Raw genomic sequence first — 14071 nt, forward strand, 5'->3', positions numbered from 1 at the left:
GTCCCGTGGCTGATCTCTGTGCCGCCCGCGGTTGCACCGACGAAGCGAAGACCCGCGGTCTGTGTGAGTCGGACTACCGCAAGAAGATCAGGATGGGCATCTACGGCTGGGTGGACCCGAGTGAGGCCCGCGCTCACGTGGCCGTGCTGCGCGACCTCGGGTGGACGTGGGAGCAGATCGCCGCCGCGGCCGGGCTGTCCACCTACGTGCCGCACCAGCTTGGCACAGGCAAGACCACGCGGCTGCGGACCGAATCGGCTAAGGCGCTCCTCGCGGTGCCGTTGACTTCTGCCGCCTCGCACCGCGGCATCAACTCCACCGGTACACGGCGGCGCGTACAGGCGCTTGCCTGGATGGGCTGGCCAGCCTCGGAGGTGGCTCGACGCGCCGGGACGACCGCGAACACGCTGCAGACGTTGATCCTGCCGACACGGCAGATCTCGATCGCGCTGGCGCGGCGGGTGGCCGTGGTCTATGACGAACTCTGCTTGACGCCGGGCCCATCGAAGATTGCCGCGGGCAAGGCCCGATCCCTGGGCTTCGTGTCGCCAATGGCTTGGGACGACGACACCATCGACGATCCCGACACTCGACCCGACCTCGGAGAGAAGGTGTCGCGTCCGCAGGCGCTGGCCGAGAACGCCGATGAGTTGACCCGGCAGGGCTACTCGCTGGAGCAGGCGGCCGAGCGTCTCGGCGTCAGCACTGGCTACCTGCGTTCGCTACATCCCGGCTCTCGTCGTCCCGAGGTGGTGTCCCATGCCTAACCGTCCCGGCCGCCCTCGCAATGGCCCTGGCCTGGCTCAGCGAGCCGCCGAGTACAAGGTGCTCCGCGAAAGCGGCCTCACCTACGCCGAGGCTGCGGAGAAGATGGGCGTATCCCCGCGCGCGGTCGCCGACTACGCGCGGCATCTGCGGGACCACGGCGATATCGAGCCGATCTCGCCCGACATCACACCTGCTCGGCAGGCGCGCATGGAGCAACGCCAGGCCCGCGCCGAGGAGTACGCGACGCTACGGGCCGGCGGAGTGCCTCCCGGTGACGCCCTGGCGCGGATCGGGCTGACAGGCGGCCGAGGTAACGCCTGGCGGTACGAGTACGCCCTCCGCCACGACGGCCAGATGCCGCCCAAGAGGGAGACACCCCAGCAGCCGTCCCGCTACCGGGTGGCCGTGCTGCAGCACCTGCGCCGGTGGCCGCACTCGCTGTTCTCCTCTCATGACCTGGTGCGCGTCCTCGCTCCCGCTGTGGGCCGCCCCGACCTCACCGACAACCGCCCCTTCCGGTCGGTTCTGGAGCAACTCGCCGCCCAGGGCGTCGTCGAGGTTGTGGATGGCGTCCGCTACCCAACCGACCGGAGGTGCCCCGCGCGCCGATACCGGCTCGCTGCGGCTCCTCCCGTACTGGAGTCTCCGGAAGCTGCCGGACACGTCCGAACGGTTCCGGACGAGCCCACCCCCCACCCCCCTGTCCTCTCCCACACGGACGGAGACGCCCGATGAGCATGCCTAGCTGGACGTGGCAGAACGACGCTTTGTGCCGCGGCGAGGACCTGGTCCTCTTCTTCGGGCCGCACGGCGAACGCCAGCCCGAACGAGAGGTGCGTGAGCGGAAGGCCAAGGCGATCTGCGCTCAGTGCCCGGTACGTAATCCTTGCCTTGAGTACGCCCTCGCCGTGCCCGAGAAGTACGGCACGTGGGGGAATCTCAACGAGGACGAGCGGGCCGCCGAGCGGCGCCGGCGGATGCGCCGCGCAGCCATGGCCGGCGTCCCGGCCGCCCCTGAGCGGATCGCGGAGGCGGAGAAGTACTGCACCGGCTGTGACACCAGCCTGCCGGTAACCGTCTTCTCCAGGGACATCACCAAACCGGACGGACTCCACGCCTGGTGCCGTAGCTGCTCCAACAAGGCACGTCGGGATCGTGAAGCCAAGCAGGCGGTGGCGTGATGGCCAGGTACCCGCACGCCCTGGTCGCTGACCTCATTGCTCGCCGCCACCAGCTCGGCTGGACGCAGCAGGCGCTCGGCCGCCGCATCAACGTGGCGCAGGGCACGGTCGCCCAGTGGGAGTCCGGCAGGAACCTGCCGCCGATAGACCGGCTGGAGTCGTACGCGGCTGCTGTCGGCCTACGGCTGGCGCTTGTCCCGGCTGAGCAGCAGTCCGCCGACGAACTGGGGGAGGCGTCGTGACCCCTCAGGAACTCTACGCCGCTGTGGACACCCGCCGTCAGGCCCTGAAGCTGCCGTGGTGGAGGGTGGCGATCCAGTTGGACATCTCCGCCGAACGGATCCGGCTCATGCGTAAGGGCCAGGTGTCGGCTGGGTTGCGTTCCCGGGTCGAGGCTTGGCTGGGGGAGACGGCGTGAAGACCTCAGCCCGCGAGTGCGGAACGAAGATCCGCCACTCCTCTCGCACAGCAGCGATGGCCCACCGGGCTGCCCTGGTCCGTGTCAAGGGCGTTTCCAAGGCTCTGCTGAGCGTGTACAGGTGCCGTCGATGCGGTTGCTGGCATGTGGGGAACCGCAGGTGGGTGACGAAGCGGTGAAGACGTCAGGAGCCCTGCTCGGGCAGCTCAGCCGAAGGCTTCGGCGGGCGGGGGAGCTTTGCGCCTCGCTCGCCCACGTACCAGCGGATGAACTCGCGGATCACGGCCGACCGGTTGCGGTCGCCGACGAGCGCTCCGAAGGCATCCCACAGTTCAGCGTCGACCCTGATGGGTCTGTGCCTGGTGTGGGTGTCTTTCACAAGGTCAATGGTAGGCGCTGTATATACAGAGCCGCTCAATGCAAGGTTGCCGTGTATATCCACACCCGCTATCGTCGTGTATATCCACGCCGGGGGCAAGTCTCCTGGCAGACAGGCGTTTGTGCACGCAAGACCGGGGGTCTATTTCGCATGCTCAAAATCAGCAGAGACGCCAGCACGGCGGCGAGGTCGTAGTGGCCGTCAATCGCCGCCAACGGTGGCAAGTCTTTCGCCGCGACGGCTTCGCGTGCGGCTACTGCGGTCTGACTGCTCAGGATGGGGCGGTCCTGGAAGTCGATCACATTCACCCAAGAGCTAAAGGCGGGTCGGACGATCCGTCAAACCTCATCACCGCATGTTCGGACTGCAACTCCGGCAAGAGTGATGCACCTCTCCGAGTTCGAGAGGACCTCCCCAAGCTGGATCTCCGTCAAGTGATCGAGAACGGCGCTGATAACCCCAACGATGTAGACGCGGAAGTCACCGACAGCGAAGCAGCGGCCATCGAGTCCGAGCGGTGGGAGATGGTGCTTGCTCAATGGCTCAGCGGATTCGACGAGCACCCGGGGACAGTGACGGTCGGCAAATTCGCGATTGCTCGTGCACAAGCGGACGCTTGCGGCGTCGATGACGAGTTTCAACTCCGGGCCGCGCTGAAAGCTGGCAAGGCGAAGACTCCCAACCTGCTGGAGTTCCTGGACCCAGACCCCGAGCTAGAGCCTGGCAAGCGTGAGGCATTCCTCGAAGCCACAGACTTTCTCGATCGGTTCATCGCCGCCGAAGTCGTGCCCGCCATGCGGCGAGCAATCGGAGAGAACGGAGGGGAATGGTTCAACACCTTCGCCGACGCCCTCATCGGAGTCGCGGAGACCTTACGTCGTCACGAAGAGGAGCAGGGCCGCGACTCTGACCTGTTGGAGCGGTGGTTGGACGGGCTCTTGCCCCGAGGCAAGGGGTCGAAATACCTGGTGATGGCGACCGCGGAATGGGATGACGCCTGGCGCGGGCGTGCGGGGCATGCCGCACTCGAATGCCGCAACGAAGTCCTTGAGCATGCCATCGCACTTGCACTCATGGAGGTGCCGACGTGACGACCGAGCAGCGTCGAAGACCGGCCCGTCTCTCGTAGTCCCAGCCCGAGCAACACCCGAGAGAAGGCCCGTGTAGGTGAACGACGAACAAGCCGGCCTGCTGGGTGACGGTACATACCGCGCCTGGTGGCTGAAGACCGTCATCAAGTCCACGCAGATCACCGATTCGGTGCGCGTGTTCCTGATGACGCTGGCGCTGTTCATGGATGCGGATGGCCGTGTCTGTGTGCCGCGCGAACGGCTGGCGATCGTGCTCGGTCGAGCTGAACGGAAGGTGGGAGAGAAGGTGAAGCTGGCGCTGGCGTCCGGGCTCCTCGTTCGGACCGTTCGCGGGCAGAAGCACCAGACCGCTGTGTTCCAGGCGGCAGTGGATGGCGTCATTCTCAGCGTGCCCCCAGGGAGTCCCCCTGAGACGCCGGACGACTCTCCGCTCAGCATGTCCCCCGGGGGTCCTGCTGAGGATTCTCAGGGGGCCGATTCAAAGGACCCTGAGCCGAATTCTCAGGGGGCCGATTTCAAGACCCCTGAGACTCAGGGGGCCGATCTCAGGATGACCCCCGGGGGTCCCCCTGACGATTCTCAGCAGGACCCCCGGGGGTCCCACCTATCTTTTGGTGTTGTTGAGGTTGCTGAAGACGATCTCTCCGAAGGCGCTCATCTCTTTGTTGTAGACGCCGCTTCGCGGCGGACGCGCAAGCCGCGACGCAAGCCAGAGACCGCCATCCCCGAAGACTTTTCGATCACCCCGGAAATGCGGGCGTGGGCCAAGTCCAAGCCGTACACCGTCGATCTCGACCGAGAGACGTTCCGGTTCATCAACCACGCCCAGCAGAACGACCGTCGTTGTCGCGACTGGATCGCCGCATGGCGCAACTGGATCGACAAGGCGCAAGAGATCCACGACCGCGACAACCGGGCCCCGGCGACACGCCCTCAGGCGGCCCGCTCGCCCGGCGCAACCCCGCAGCAATTCACCGAGGAGGAATACCATGCAGGTTGGTAACTACCCTGGCGACGACCCGGATGAGCAGCTTCGCCGCCACCTGGAGAACTCCATCGCGGGGTTCATCCCGCCCCGCTTCCGTGCTGAGATCGAACTGCCGAAGCCCGCCGTGGAGTGGGCCGCCAACGGGCACAACGCTGGCGGGCTCTACCTGACTGGTCCGGTCGGGGTCGGCAAGACCCACACGGCGTACGCAGCCCTCGCTGCCTGGTGCCGCGCCACCAACACCACCCCGTTCATGGCCGGTTACGACCACAACTACGGCGTGACCAACCGTTACGGGCCGACCGTTCACGTGGTGCGCGCCACCACGCTGCTTGACCAGCTGCGCCCGGGCGCTGATGGTGCACGCGAGATCGTCTCCGACTGCCAGCGTGCCCGGCTCCTGTACATCGACGACATGGGCGCCGAGAAGCCATCCGAGTGGACGCAGGAACGTCTCTACGAGGTGATCGACGAAAGGTACGTGGCCTGCCGTCCGCTGATCGTCACGTCGAACCTGCCGCCGAAGTCCCTTGCGGACCATGTGGGCGAGCGCACGGCTTCCCGCCTCGCCGAGATGTGCGAGCTCGTGCCGCTCACCGGTTCGGACCGCAGGAGGCCGCAGTGACTCGCTTCCCACCGGACCCGCAGCAGGCCGCTGACGTCCGCGACGAGTTCAAGCCCTGTCCGTGGAACTCCTGCCAGTGCACTCATGTCGGCTGCACCAACGGCTGGGTGGACCGGAACGACGTAGAGGACGCCATCCCGTGCCCGACGTGCCGCCCCGAGGTGGCCGCGCACCTGCGCCGGCGGGATGCCACGCCGCGCCGGTTACGGTCCGAACTGCCGAACTTGCCTCGCCCGTCGCGGCACGGCCAGAAGGACGGCCCGTGGTGACCACTACCCACCGCCTGCGCTGCGGCACCCACATGGGTCTTCTGCTCCACAAGGCCGCCGGGGAGCCCGCGTGCGGGGAGTGCCTCGAAGGGGACATGATGCGGCGCCTGTTCGCTGAGGAGGTGCCGCGCCGCCCCTCCCACCCGGCGAATCTGCCGGTCTCCCGGAAGCAGGCAGACCAGAACAGGGCGACCCTGCTGGCCGCTGTCTATGGGCCGCCCGACTTGCTTGAGGACCTGACGATGCCAGCGTTCGCCACCGGACCCGATCTTCAGGAGGAGATGTGACCCTGCCCTACCGCTGGCACCCGTTCGGCACGACGACGGAGTTGCGGCCCGCTGTTGGTGCTCTCGTCGCCTGGGAGCATCAGGTGTACCGGCTCGTCAGCTTCACGCCGCGCCCGCCGGAGTTGTGGAGCGAGGAAGCCCGCACCCGCGTAGCGAGGATGGGCCAGTCCTGCGCACCGCACGCCGTGGTGCTGCGGCCAGTCGACGCGAGCGACGACCCGAAAGACCGCGGTCGGGACCTGCACCTGGAGTCTCGCGGCCACTACTGGGATGTGTACAAGGATGAGCACTACGCGGTGTGCGCGTCCTGCTCGGAGCCGCTGCCGTGCCGTGAGCGCATGGCCGAGAGGGTGTCCCAGGCTGCCGCTGAGCGGATGTCCCGCTACGAGATGCCGGGCGTGTGCCCTGGGTGTGCCGAGCCGGTCACGTCCCGGCAGCGGTCGCTGACGTTCCCGGAGAACCTCGAAGTGCTGGGCGGCCCACCGGTGACGTTCCACGTCGGCCGATGGAGTTGCCGGCGGACAGCCGGTTGGTACGAGCAGCGGTGGGTGGAACTGGACTCGGAGCGGCGCAAGGCGACGTTGACCTGCCCCGGAAAAGTGATCAACCACAACGACGGCACCTATGAGTGCACACAGTTCAGCGAATGCCCTGGTCCTGAGGCCGAACACAACGGCTACACGGTGTGTCGCTGCCCCGACTGTCACGCTCGCGGGCCCTTCGATTGCCATCCGGGGCCGAAAGACCAGCTTGTGGACAGGCGGATCGCGTGACCCGCCGCCTCTCCGTCTCTCCTCCCCCCGACCCGGGGGAGGAGCCGGACCCCACCAACCCAAAGATCAGCGAGGAGAAGCCGAATGGCTGACACGAGCATCGAGTGGACCGACACCACATGGAACCCCACGACCGGCTGCGACAAGATCTCGGCTGGCTGTGACAACTGCTACGCGCTGACCATGGCTCGGCGCCTGAAGGCGATGGGTCAGGAGAAGTACCAGACCGACGGAGACCCGCGCACATCCGGGCCGGGGTTCGGCCTGGCAGTCCACGAGGACACGCTGACCACGCCGTTCACGTGGCGGAAGCCTCGCAAGGTGTTCGTAAATTCAATGAGCGACCTGTTCCACGCCAAGGTGCCGCTCGACTTCGTACGGCGCGTCTTCGAGGTGATCGAGGCGACTCCGCAGCACACCTACCAGGTGCTCACCAAACGAGCGTCACGGCTGCCGAAGGTCGCCGACAAGCTGCCATGGCCGCCGAATCTGTGGATGGGCGTCTCGGTGGAGAGCGCCGACGAACTGCACCGGATCGATGACCTCCGGAAGGTGCCCGCCAAGGTCGCGTTCCTGTCCTGCGAGCCACTGATCGGCCCGCTGGGCGATCTGGACCTGGAAGGCATCCACTGGGTGATCGTCGGAGGTGAGTCGGGTCCGCGAGTGCGGCCGATGCACCCGGACTGGGCACGCTCACTCCGCGACCAGTGCGTCCGCGCCGGAGTCCCGTTCTTCTTCAAACAGTGGGGATCATGGGCGCCCACAGGCTGGTTCGGGATAGGCCGCGCTCTGCCCGGCTCGATTCTCGTCGGAGAACCCGTCGATGAGCAGGGCCACCGCGTCGAGATGGCCCGCGTCGCCAAGAAGTCCGAGATGCGCGAGCTCGACGGCCGGACCTGGGACGAGTTCCCCGAGGCTCGGGTCCTGAACGGGACCGCCTCATGAGCCGCCCGGTCTGGCGCAAGTCGAGCTCCGACGCCGACGCCACGGGCGTTGAGGTGGCTGTCATCGAGGGCGTGGTGACGGTACGGGACGCAGCGAGGCCGTACGAGGCGGTGCTGGTGTTCGACCCGGAGCGTTGGGCGGCCTTCACGGCGGGAGTGCGTGAGGGCGACTTCGATCTGGAGGCGCTCACGTGTTCGGCGGGGGACGGCTCGGGCGTGGATGCCGCCTGCGTGGCCCCAGGATCGACGCTCGCGGGTTTGTAGGGCTTTCCCGTCCCTTTGCCTGTCCATGACTTCCAGAGGGCTTCTGCGGCCCTCTTGGGGAACGTCAGTCCTAGAAAGATCACCGATCTTCGGTCTAAAGATCCATGTTCGAGAGAGGAATCGAACAATGAGAGACATCCAAGAGCCGCCCGTGAAGGTCTGGCTGGTGTGGTCGAACGAGCACGGCGCCTGGTGGAAGCCGAACAGGCGCGGCTACACGGGCGACATCTGGCAGGCGGGCCGCTACACCGAGACGGAGGCTGCCGAGATATGCCGGAAGGCGGCGTACGGCTGGCGGGGCGGCTCGCCCCCACCCGAGGTCATGGTGTCGGCGCCCGAGAACGACCAGGACAAGTTCTCCGTGGACGACCTGCGGCACATGCCTGAGCGGATGGCGGCGAGAGCACAGGAAGCGACCAAGGACGCCATCGCCGAGCGCCGGGCTGCCGAGCAGGACCGCGAGGTGTCCGCCCGATGAGCGAGATTCGCCGCTTCCGCCTGCACCGTGTCGAGGACGTCTCTGGCGTGTCCGGGACCGGCGTCGTCGCCGAAGGCGTGGTGTTCTCCGATGGGTGGACGGTCCTTCACTGGCTGGACCGTGAGCCCATGAACGAGCCGTCGATCGTGACGTGGCTGAACAAGGGCCATGAGGGCGTGGTCAAGGTCCACGGCCACAACGGCTCCACCCGCGTCGAGTGGATCGACATCGTCAACCCGATCCCCGGCGCGGACTACGCGTCCGCGTGGACCGAACTGCGCGGCTACGTTGCTGAGGCGGACGCCAGTGGCGGGACGATCGATCCCGCCTCCATGCTCCGCTACCTCGACGAGCTCAAGCGTCGCGCGCTCGCTCCCGGCAGGGACTGGATCGCCAAGCTCGTCCAGCAGTCCGGGGAAGCGTCCGCGTGACCGCCGTCTTGTGGCACTACACCTGCGACCACGGGGCAACCGGCATCGTCCGTGACGGCATGGTGAAGCCGAACCTCCACCCGCTGCTCGGCGTCCCGGTTGCCTGGTTCACCGACCTCGACCGCGCCCACCGGCTGGAGTTGGGGCTGACCTCGGACACGCTGAAGTGCGACCGCATGGCCCACCGGTTCGAGGTCGCAGACCCGGAGTCGCTGCTGTGGTGGCCGAAAGCCGCCCGCCTCCTGCGCCTCTCGCAGGCCGTCCGCGCCGAGCTGGAGACCGGTCGGCTGCCGGCGCACTGGTGGGTCAGCTTCGAACCGGTCGCGGTCTTGGCCGACGTGCGGTCTGGGGAGTCCCGGTGAACGGCTACTCCGACTCGCTGGCGGGCTGCTTGCGCGGTCGTCCTCCCTTGCGGGCTCGGCGCTCGGCCATCTCCTGCTCGGCGGTCTCCAGTTTCGCGAGTTCGTCGGCATCTCCGTACTCGCTGATCACCGTGCGGATGTGTTCGACCAGGTCTTCGGAGCGCTCTCGGCTGAAGACGCGGGCGCACACGCTGCCGTATGCCTCCCACAGCGTGTCTGGCAGGCGGAACTTCCGATACGGCGTGTGGTCGCGACTCTCGGGCGACGGGGGTTGTGTGGCCACGAAGAAATCTTGCCACAACCTCTTGTGTGGCCACAAGGTTCTAGATAGTCTGTGGCCACAAGGTTAAATGAGATGTCAGGGAGACCGAGATGAACGCCACCCTCACCGCCAAGGCCCTCCTCGCCGACAACCCGAACCTCACGGTTGAGGAGCTGGCCGCCCACGCCGCCGGCCTCGACACCAAGAGCGAGGACGAGTTCTGGGCGGCGGTCCGGGAGGTCAACCCGACCCTCTGCCCCGACTGGTAGCCCGATCGGCCCGGGAGAGATCCCGGGCCACCCCAGTCCGACCAGCAGTCACCCGGTGTGCGAGACCCGGGCGGGCACGCAACCAAGTCCCTTCGACCTTGGAGCCACGTTGACGATCACCATCGCAACCACGCAGACCGCGAGCCTGCGCGACCGCCTCGACCGGCTCATGTCGGCCACCAACGCGCTGACCGACGGCGCCCACCAGCCGCTCACGCACACCCTCAACCTGCTCGACGACATCGCCGACCAGATCCCCGGCCTCGACATCACCGACTGGTCGCACGTGTGGCTGAAGGCCACCGCCGACGTGGAAAACATGCACACCGAGAGGCTCGCCGGACGCCCATTCGAGGCATGGGGCCGCCAACTCAAGGACGCGCTCAACATCCTCGCCGGGATCATCTACCGGGCGCTCGGCGACGACCAGCCTGAGGAGAGCGAGGACGAGCCGCAGCCGCTGCCCCTCGACAACGGCGAGTGCAGCACCTGCCCCTGCTGCTCGGCCGAGGACTGCGAGAACGGGGAGTGCTTGGACGACCGGGCTGGTGCCCCCAAGTGCCCATGCACCGCCGTCAACCCGGACAGCGTCGGCACCGTGCTCGCCCGGAACGGCCTGCTTGGCTACCAGGTGCACACCCTGCGGAAGGGCGCCCCGCTTCCGGGCGGCCATGAGATCGCCGACGTCCAGGACTACGGCTCCGACACCCACCTGCTCGTCATCGACGGCAGCGGGGGCGAGCGCTACGTGCACCGTCACACGGAGATCCGCCTGCTGGAGTCCGGCGTGGTGAGCCTGGTCGCCCCCGAGTACGCCGGTTGGGCCGCCGACTAGACCGCAGAAGTCAGGGCCCCGGAAGGGGCCCACCCCCTCCCCCTAAACGAGCTTGAACGGCCCGAGCAGACCAGCACCCCCACGGAGGATGAGATGACCCCGACCGAGATCGCCGCCCAGATGGCCGCCCTCGCCGACCAACTCCGCGAGTCCCTCATCGCCCCGCCGGACGACTGGGACTTCGACTACGCCGCCGTCACCTCCTCGGTGAAGGAGGCGACCAACTCGCTGACCGGCGTCACCAACCTGGTCGTCGAGTTCGCCGACGGGTGCGACACCCCCGGGTGGGACGACGTGCACGAGGCGGCGCTGAAGGCCGCCGACAAGTTGCTCGCCGCCGGCTGGTCGGTGGAGACCCTCGCGGACGAGGTGGAGCACGCCCAGTCCGCCCCGATCGGCGCTGACGCATGATCCCCTTCGACGCCGCGACGCTGGTCGTTACCGCCGACGACATTCACGCTCTCGCTCAGCCGGGCGGCGACGTCCTCGCCTGGGACCACCACCGTGGTGAGGTGCGCGCCATGACCCGCGAGGAGGCCATCGGCGCCGACTTCACGGCCTTCACCAACCGGGGCTGGCTCAACGACTGGACCCGCGACCCCGGCTGCTGGAACGACCAGCACACCGACGTCACGCCGGAGTGTGCCAAGGAACTCGCCGACGTGCAGACCGACTGGCTGCGCCGCATCGCCTGACCCTAGGGCCCCGGCAAGCCCGGGGCCGCCCCTCTCCCTGCCCCTCCCCGCCCCAGACGTAGGAGACGTGATGACGCTCGCGACCGCCGAGAGGCTCAACGCCGAACTCTCCGCCGCCGTTGAGGGCCGCCCGAACTGGACGCTGGCCTACCTTGGGACGCCCAGGTTGAAGGCCATGTACTCGCCGAGCGACGACGTCCGGGGCTTCATCTTTCCCAGCCGCGACGATGACGGCTTCTGGAACGGCTGGACCTGGGCTGTCCTCCAGAACGGGCACGGCTGCGTGCGCCCTGAGGGCGACGCGGAGGCCAGCGCCGAGAAGGCGGTCCGACTCCTCGAAGAGTTCGTTGCCAACCTCGACCAGACCAAAGGGTGAATGACATGACCTTCGTTCGTGAAGCGCGCCTCGCCCTGATCGCTCGCGCTGTCGCGTGGTTGGACGACACGCCCAGCGATGAGGTCGTCCGCCAACTCGTCTCCGACCCGTCCATCAGGCTCCGCAACGAGTGGCGAACCAACCCGGTCGGGCTGGCAGACCACCTGCGGACGGTGGGCGCGAACTCCGACTCTGCCGCCCTCTTCGGCGCGTACAAGGCTGCCCAGAACGTCCTCCTCGCCGCCGGTCTGCCGCACATGACCGACGACCACGCCTGACCCCGTCCCCGGGAGAGATCTCCCGGGGACACCCTCAACCCCCTCGACGACCAAGGACCTGAGATGCCCGCCTACTTCGAAGCCAGCAACGAACTCGAAGCCCTGATGGGACCCGACGAGACGCAGACCGACTGCTGCCAGCCGGGCGACGCATGCGGGATCCACAACCCCCGCACTGCAGCTGAGATCGCCGACCGCCTGATCGAGGACGCGCGGCAGCGACACGCCCGCGAGCGCGCCCTGGCCGACCGATTCGGCTGGCGCTGACCACCCTCAACCCCCTCGACGACGACAAAGGAGACCCCAACATGGCCAGTGATCCCCGATACGTCGAGTTCGACGAGATGTTCGCCGTCATGCTCTGGGACAAGCACGACGAGGTCCAGGTGGTCGCCACAACCAGAGACCTTGCCGAGAGGTACATAGCCGGGCAGTGGTCGAACGAGGGCTACTCAATCCAGCCGATCAAAGTGATCCGGTTGCTGCCGGAGCCCCGGACGCTGTACATGATCCACGCTCGCCTGAAGTACGACCCCAGCAGCGAGCCCACGCCGATCGTTGACGAGTACACGGAGTTCCCCGGGATCGGCAACGGGGAGATGGTGCCGCTCGACGCGGTGAGCAGCAAAGTCTCCGAGTACGTCCCGTTCGGGTGGGACGTCAACGCTGTCGCCTGGAGCCTGACACAAGCTCAGGACGCGTTCGGTGAGCGGATGGCCGAGGCGCGGCAGTTACGCGACGCACGCCGCGAGGCGTTCAGCCAGTTCACGCCTGGGTGCGTGGTGCGCACCGAGACGGGCGACACGATGATCCGCACCGCCACTCGCGATGGGGTTCCGTGCTGGAACTCCGCATCCAGGGTGATCCATGACGCGGACGTCGATCCCGCCACGTTGACCGTGATTGCGACGGGCACCAACTGACCCCAGCCCTGTCTTCCCCGGTACGGCCGGGACAGGGCGCTATCCCCAAGACCGAAAGATCAGCAACGACAAGAGGAGACCCGATGCCGACCACTTCGCCCACGATGCTCGCTCTGCTCGGGCGGGCCAAGCAGGGGGACGTGTACGCCTTCAAGGCGCAGGACGAAGGGGTACGAGAGGCGACCATCTTCGCCCTCAAGGACCGTGGCCTGATCGTGTTCGGCGACTTCAAGCCGGGCGAGGGCAGGCGGCTGGTCGTCACCACGTTAGGGATCGCACTCCTGTCGCGTTTCGCGGACTCCTCCACCTCCGAGGAGGGCTGAGCGATGGACCTGACCACGATGAAGTCCGGCGCGCTGATCTTGGCGATAGACGGCCACGACGAGAGCACCTGTGGTTGCGAGCACTGCGCCGAGTGGAACCGGCGACGCTCCGTCGACTCTGGGGAGGGCTGAGCCATGATGACTCGCTGGGGAGACGGCATGGGCGAACCACCGCCCATCCGGAACGCGACGAATGCTGCGGTCGTGACGGACGACGCTCTCGCGGAGTTGTCCGCCGCCTCTCCGGGAGAGGAGGTCTGACCCGTGGCCGATCTGATCACCCAGGCGCAGACCCGTGACCTGTTCCGCGCGAAGCTCGCCTACCTCGCCCACCGACGCTCCGAACGAGAGCAGATCGTGGAGGGACCAGATGGCCCAGAGTTCGCCTGGGTGGGCTACGAGGCCGGACGAATGCTCGCACTCGTCAACGAACTCCGAGCGAAGAACGGCCTGGCGCCCGTCACCCTGGAGCAGGTGCTCCGCATCGAACAGTCCGCTTCCGGCCACTCCGACTACGCCGACAAGTACGCCCTACGGTGCGCTTTCCTCGCGCTCGGAGAGGAGGGCTGACCGGGTGCCCGACGACCGGCTACCAAACCACCTCCTGGTGAAGGGCTACGCCAGCGAACGCACCCGCGTGACGGAGCTGCTTCGCCAGGAGCTTCGAGACGCTACCTCCACCCTGGAGAAACTGACCACCGACCTTACGGGCGACGACACCGCGACCACGTTCTCGGGTACGGCGGCCAAACTCGGCAGGACGGTCGCTGACCTGATCGCGTACGCCGCAGCGTTGGACATGGCCAACCGTCTGGCGTTCCTGTGCCCGTCCGAGCCCGAGGAGGGCTGAAC

General features: G+C 67.3%; 29 protein-coding genes and 2 pseudogenes. 29 read left to right on the top strand and 2 right to left on the bottom strand.

Translation table 11 applies throughout. From position 1 onward, the window contains the following. Nucleotides 1-5: 5 nt before the first annotated feature. The 5 genes and pseudogenes from AB0L65_RS32830 to AB0L65_RS32850 all read left to right on the top strand — a co-directional run bounded on the left by AB0L65_RS32830 (nt 6) and on the right by AB0L65_RS32850 (nt 2367). Nucleotides 6-767 carry a hypothetical protein gene (locus AB0L65_RS32830; RefSeq protein WP_364253146.1) on the top strand — a complete coding sequence of 254 codons (762 nt, stop codon included), beginning with the start codon at nt 6-8 and terminating at the stop codon, nt 765-767. Further along, complete coding sequence (locus tag AB0L65_RS32835; protein WP_364253149.1) at nt 760-1503, top strand: hypothetical protein; 744 nt, start codon at nt 760-762, stop codon at nt 1501-1503. Before AB0L65_RS32830 ends, AB0L65_RS32835 begins: the two co-directional genes overlap by 8 nt. Next, a pseudogene (locus AB0L65_RS32840) lies at nt 1500-1766 on the top strand (WhiB family transcriptional regulator); the annotation flags it as partial. The gene AB0L65_RS32835 and the pseudogene AB0L65_RS32840, both read left to right, overlap by 4 nt. 182 nt (nt 1767-1948) lie before the next feature. Next, nucleotides 1949-2191 carry a helix-turn-helix transcriptional regulator gene (locus tag AB0L65_RS32845; RefSeq protein ID WP_364253560.1) on the top strand — a complete coding sequence of 81 codons (243 nt, stop codon included), beginning with the start codon at nt 1949-1951 and terminating at the stop codon, nt 2189-2191. Then, nucleotides 2188-2367: a hypothetical protein gene (locus tag AB0L65_RS32850; protein WP_364253152.1), complete on the top strand. Its 180-nt coding sequence runs from the start codon at nt 2188-2190 to the stop codon at nt 2365-2367. Before AB0L65_RS32845 ends, AB0L65_RS32850 begins: the two co-directional genes overlap by 4 nt. 184 nt (nt 2368-2551) lie before the next feature. On the opposite strand, the gene AB0L65_RS32855 is transcribed toward AB0L65_RS32850, so the two are convergent. Then, entirely contained in the window at nt 2552-2746 is a 195-nt protein-coding gene (locus AB0L65_RS32855) for a hypothetical protein (protein WP_364253155.1), read from the bottom strand. Nucleotides 2747-2784: 38 nt separating this feature from the next. Here AB0L65_RS32855 and AB0L65_RS32860 point away from each other — a divergent pair. From AB0L65_RS32860 to AB0L65_RS32915, 12 genes and pseudogenes are all read left to right on the top strand, one after another. Then, nucleotides 2785-3120, top strand: a pseudogene (locus tag AB0L65_RS32860) (HNH endonuclease); the annotation flags it as partial. A gap of 60 nt (nt 3121-3180) precedes the next feature. Further along, nucleotides 3181-3837 carry a hypothetical protein gene (locus AB0L65_RS32865; RefSeq protein WP_364253575.1) on the top strand — a complete coding sequence of 219 codons (657 nt, stop codon included), beginning with the start codon at nt 3181-3183 and terminating at the stop codon, nt 3835-3837. A 76-nt stretch (nt 3838-3913) separates the two neighbouring features. Next, on the top strand, nt 3914-4840 hold the full coding sequence (locus tag AB0L65_RS32870; RefSeq protein WP_364253158.1) for a hypothetical protein: 927 nt from the start codon (nt 3914-3916) through the stop codon (nt 4838-4840). After that, entirely contained in the window at nt 4827-5450 is a 624-nt protein-coding gene (locus tag AB0L65_RS32875; RefSeq protein WP_364253161.1) for an ATP-binding protein, read from the top strand. The genes AB0L65_RS32870 and AB0L65_RS32875 overlap by 14 nt, the downstream gene beginning before the upstream one ends. After that, nucleotides 5447-5719 carry a hypothetical protein gene (locus AB0L65_RS32880; protein ID WP_364253164.1) on the top strand — a complete coding sequence of 91 codons (273 nt, stop codon included), beginning with the start codon at nt 5447-5449 and terminating at the stop codon, nt 5717-5719. The genes AB0L65_RS32875 and AB0L65_RS32880 overlap by 4 nt, the downstream gene beginning before the upstream one ends. After that, nucleotides 5713-6006, top strand: coding sequence for a hypothetical protein (locus AB0L65_RS32885; protein WP_364253167.1), 294 nt, complete (start codon nt 5713-5715; stop codon nt 6004-6006). The genes AB0L65_RS32880 and AB0L65_RS32885 overlap by 7 nt, the downstream gene beginning before the upstream one ends. Next, entirely contained in the window at nt 6003-6779 is a 777-nt protein-coding gene (locus AB0L65_RS32890) for a hypothetical protein (protein ID WP_364253170.1), read from the top strand. Before AB0L65_RS32885 ends, AB0L65_RS32890 begins: the two co-directional genes overlap by 4 nt. An 84-nt stretch (nt 6780-6863) precedes the next feature. Beyond that, entirely contained in the window at nt 6864-7724 is an 861-nt protein-coding gene (locus AB0L65_RS32895) for a phage Gp37/Gp68 family protein (protein WP_364253173.1), read from the top strand. Further along, on the top strand, nt 7721-7987 hold the full coding sequence (locus AB0L65_RS32900; protein ID WP_364253175.1) for a DUF397 domain-containing protein: 267 nt from the start codon (nt 7721-7723) through the stop codon (nt 7985-7987). Before AB0L65_RS32895 ends, AB0L65_RS32900 begins: the two co-directional genes overlap by 4 nt. A 127-nt stretch (nt 7988-8114) precedes the next feature. After that, the gene (locus tag AB0L65_RS32905; protein WP_364253178.1) at nt 8115-8465 is read left to right on the top strand and encodes a hypothetical protein; all 351 of its coding nucleotides are present in this window, start codon (nt 8115-8117) and stop codon (nt 8463-8465) included. Beyond that, nucleotides 8462-8896 carry a hypothetical protein gene (locus AB0L65_RS32910; RefSeq protein ID WP_364253180.1) on the top strand — a complete coding sequence of 145 codons (435 nt, stop codon included), beginning with the start codon at nt 8462-8464 and terminating at the stop codon, nt 8894-8896. Before AB0L65_RS32905 ends, AB0L65_RS32910 begins: the two co-directional genes overlap by 4 nt. After that, on the top strand, nt 8893-9258 hold the full coding sequence (locus AB0L65_RS32915; RefSeq protein ID WP_364253182.1) for a hypothetical protein: 366 nt from the start codon (nt 8893-8895) through the stop codon (nt 9256-9258). The genes AB0L65_RS32910 and AB0L65_RS32915 overlap by 4 nt, the downstream gene beginning before the upstream one ends. 4 nt (nt 9259-9262) lie before the next feature. On the opposite strand, the gene AB0L65_RS32920 is transcribed toward AB0L65_RS32915, so the two are convergent. Then, on the bottom strand, nt 9263-9541 hold the full coding sequence (locus tag AB0L65_RS32920) for a hypothetical protein (RefSeq protein WP_364253185.1): 279 nt from the start codon (nt 9539-9541) through the stop codon (nt 9263-9265). Nucleotides 9542-9630: 89 nt separating this feature from the next. Between AB0L65_RS32920 and AB0L65_RS32925 the strand changes: the two genes are divergently transcribed. From AB0L65_RS32925 to AB0L65_RS32980, 12 genes are all read left to right on the top strand, one after another. Continuing rightward, complete coding sequence (locus AB0L65_RS32925) at nt 9631-9789, top strand: hypothetical protein (RefSeq protein ID WP_364253188.1); 159 nt, start codon at nt 9631-9633, stop codon at nt 9787-9789. 109 nt (nt 9790-9898) lie between these two features. Beyond that, nucleotides 9899-10624, top strand: a complete 726-nt coding sequence (locus AB0L65_RS32930; RefSeq protein ID WP_364253191.1) for a hypothetical protein — start codon at nt 9899-9901, stop codon at nt 10622-10624. Nucleotides 10625-10717: 93 nt separating this feature from the next. Continuing rightward, complete coding sequence (locus AB0L65_RS32935) at nt 10718-11035, top strand: hypothetical protein (protein WP_364253194.1); 318 nt, start codon at nt 10718-10720, stop codon at nt 11033-11035. Further along, entirely contained in the window at nt 11032-11319 is a 288-nt protein-coding gene (locus AB0L65_RS32940) for a hypothetical protein (protein ID WP_364253197.1), read from the top strand. Before AB0L65_RS32935 ends, AB0L65_RS32940 begins: the two co-directional genes overlap by 4 nt. 70 nt (nt 11320-11389) lie before the next feature. After that, nucleotides 11390-11695 (top strand): hypothetical protein, encoded by a 306-nt coding sequence (locus tag AB0L65_RS32945; RefSeq protein ID WP_364253200.1) that lies wholly within the window; start codon nt 11390-11392, stop codon nt 11693-11695. Between the two features lie 5 nt (nt 11696-11700). Next, nucleotides 11701-11973 carry a hypothetical protein gene (locus tag AB0L65_RS32950; RefSeq protein WP_364253203.1) on the top strand — a complete coding sequence of 91 codons (273 nt, stop codon included), beginning with the start codon at nt 11701-11703 and terminating at the stop codon, nt 11971-11973. A 63-nt stretch (nt 11974-12036) separates the two neighbouring features. Next, a complete protein-coding gene (locus tag AB0L65_RS32955; protein WP_364253205.1) occupies nt 12037-12240 on the top strand; it encodes a hypothetical protein in 204 nt (67 codons plus the stop codon). A gap of 41 nt (nt 12241-12281) precedes the next feature. Continuing rightward, complete coding sequence (locus AB0L65_RS32960) at nt 12282-12896, top strand: hypothetical protein (RefSeq protein WP_364253208.1); 615 nt, start codon at nt 12282-12284, stop codon at nt 12894-12896. Nucleotides 12897-12979: 83 nt separating this feature from the next. Then, nucleotides 12980-13219, top strand: coding sequence for a hypothetical protein (locus AB0L65_RS32965; RefSeq protein WP_364253211.1), 240 nt, complete (start codon nt 12980-12982; stop codon nt 13217-13219). 3 nt (nt 13220-13222) lie between these two features. After that, the gene (locus AB0L65_RS32970) at nt 13223-13351 is read left to right on the top strand and encodes a hypothetical protein (RefSeq protein ID WP_364253214.1); all 129 of its coding nucleotides are present in this window, start codon (nt 13223-13225) and stop codon (nt 13349-13351) included. A gap of 132 nt (nt 13352-13483) precedes the next feature. Further along, entirely contained in the window at nt 13484-13789 is a 306-nt protein-coding gene (locus tag AB0L65_RS32975) for a hypothetical protein (protein WP_364253217.1), read from the top strand. Between the two features lie 4 nt (nt 13790-13793). Then, on the top strand, nt 13794-14069 hold the full coding sequence (locus tag AB0L65_RS32980; protein WP_364253220.1) for a hypothetical protein: 276 nt from the start codon (nt 13794-13796) through the stop codon (nt 14067-14069). Nucleotides 14070-14071: the final 2 nt, after the last annotated feature.

The organism is Nonomuraea sp. NPDC052116 (genome assembly GCF_040680035.1).
Taxonomy (GTDB): domain Bacteria; phylum Actinomycetota; class Actinomycetes; order Streptosporangiales; family Streptosporangiaceae; genus Nonomuraea; species Nonomuraea angiospora_A.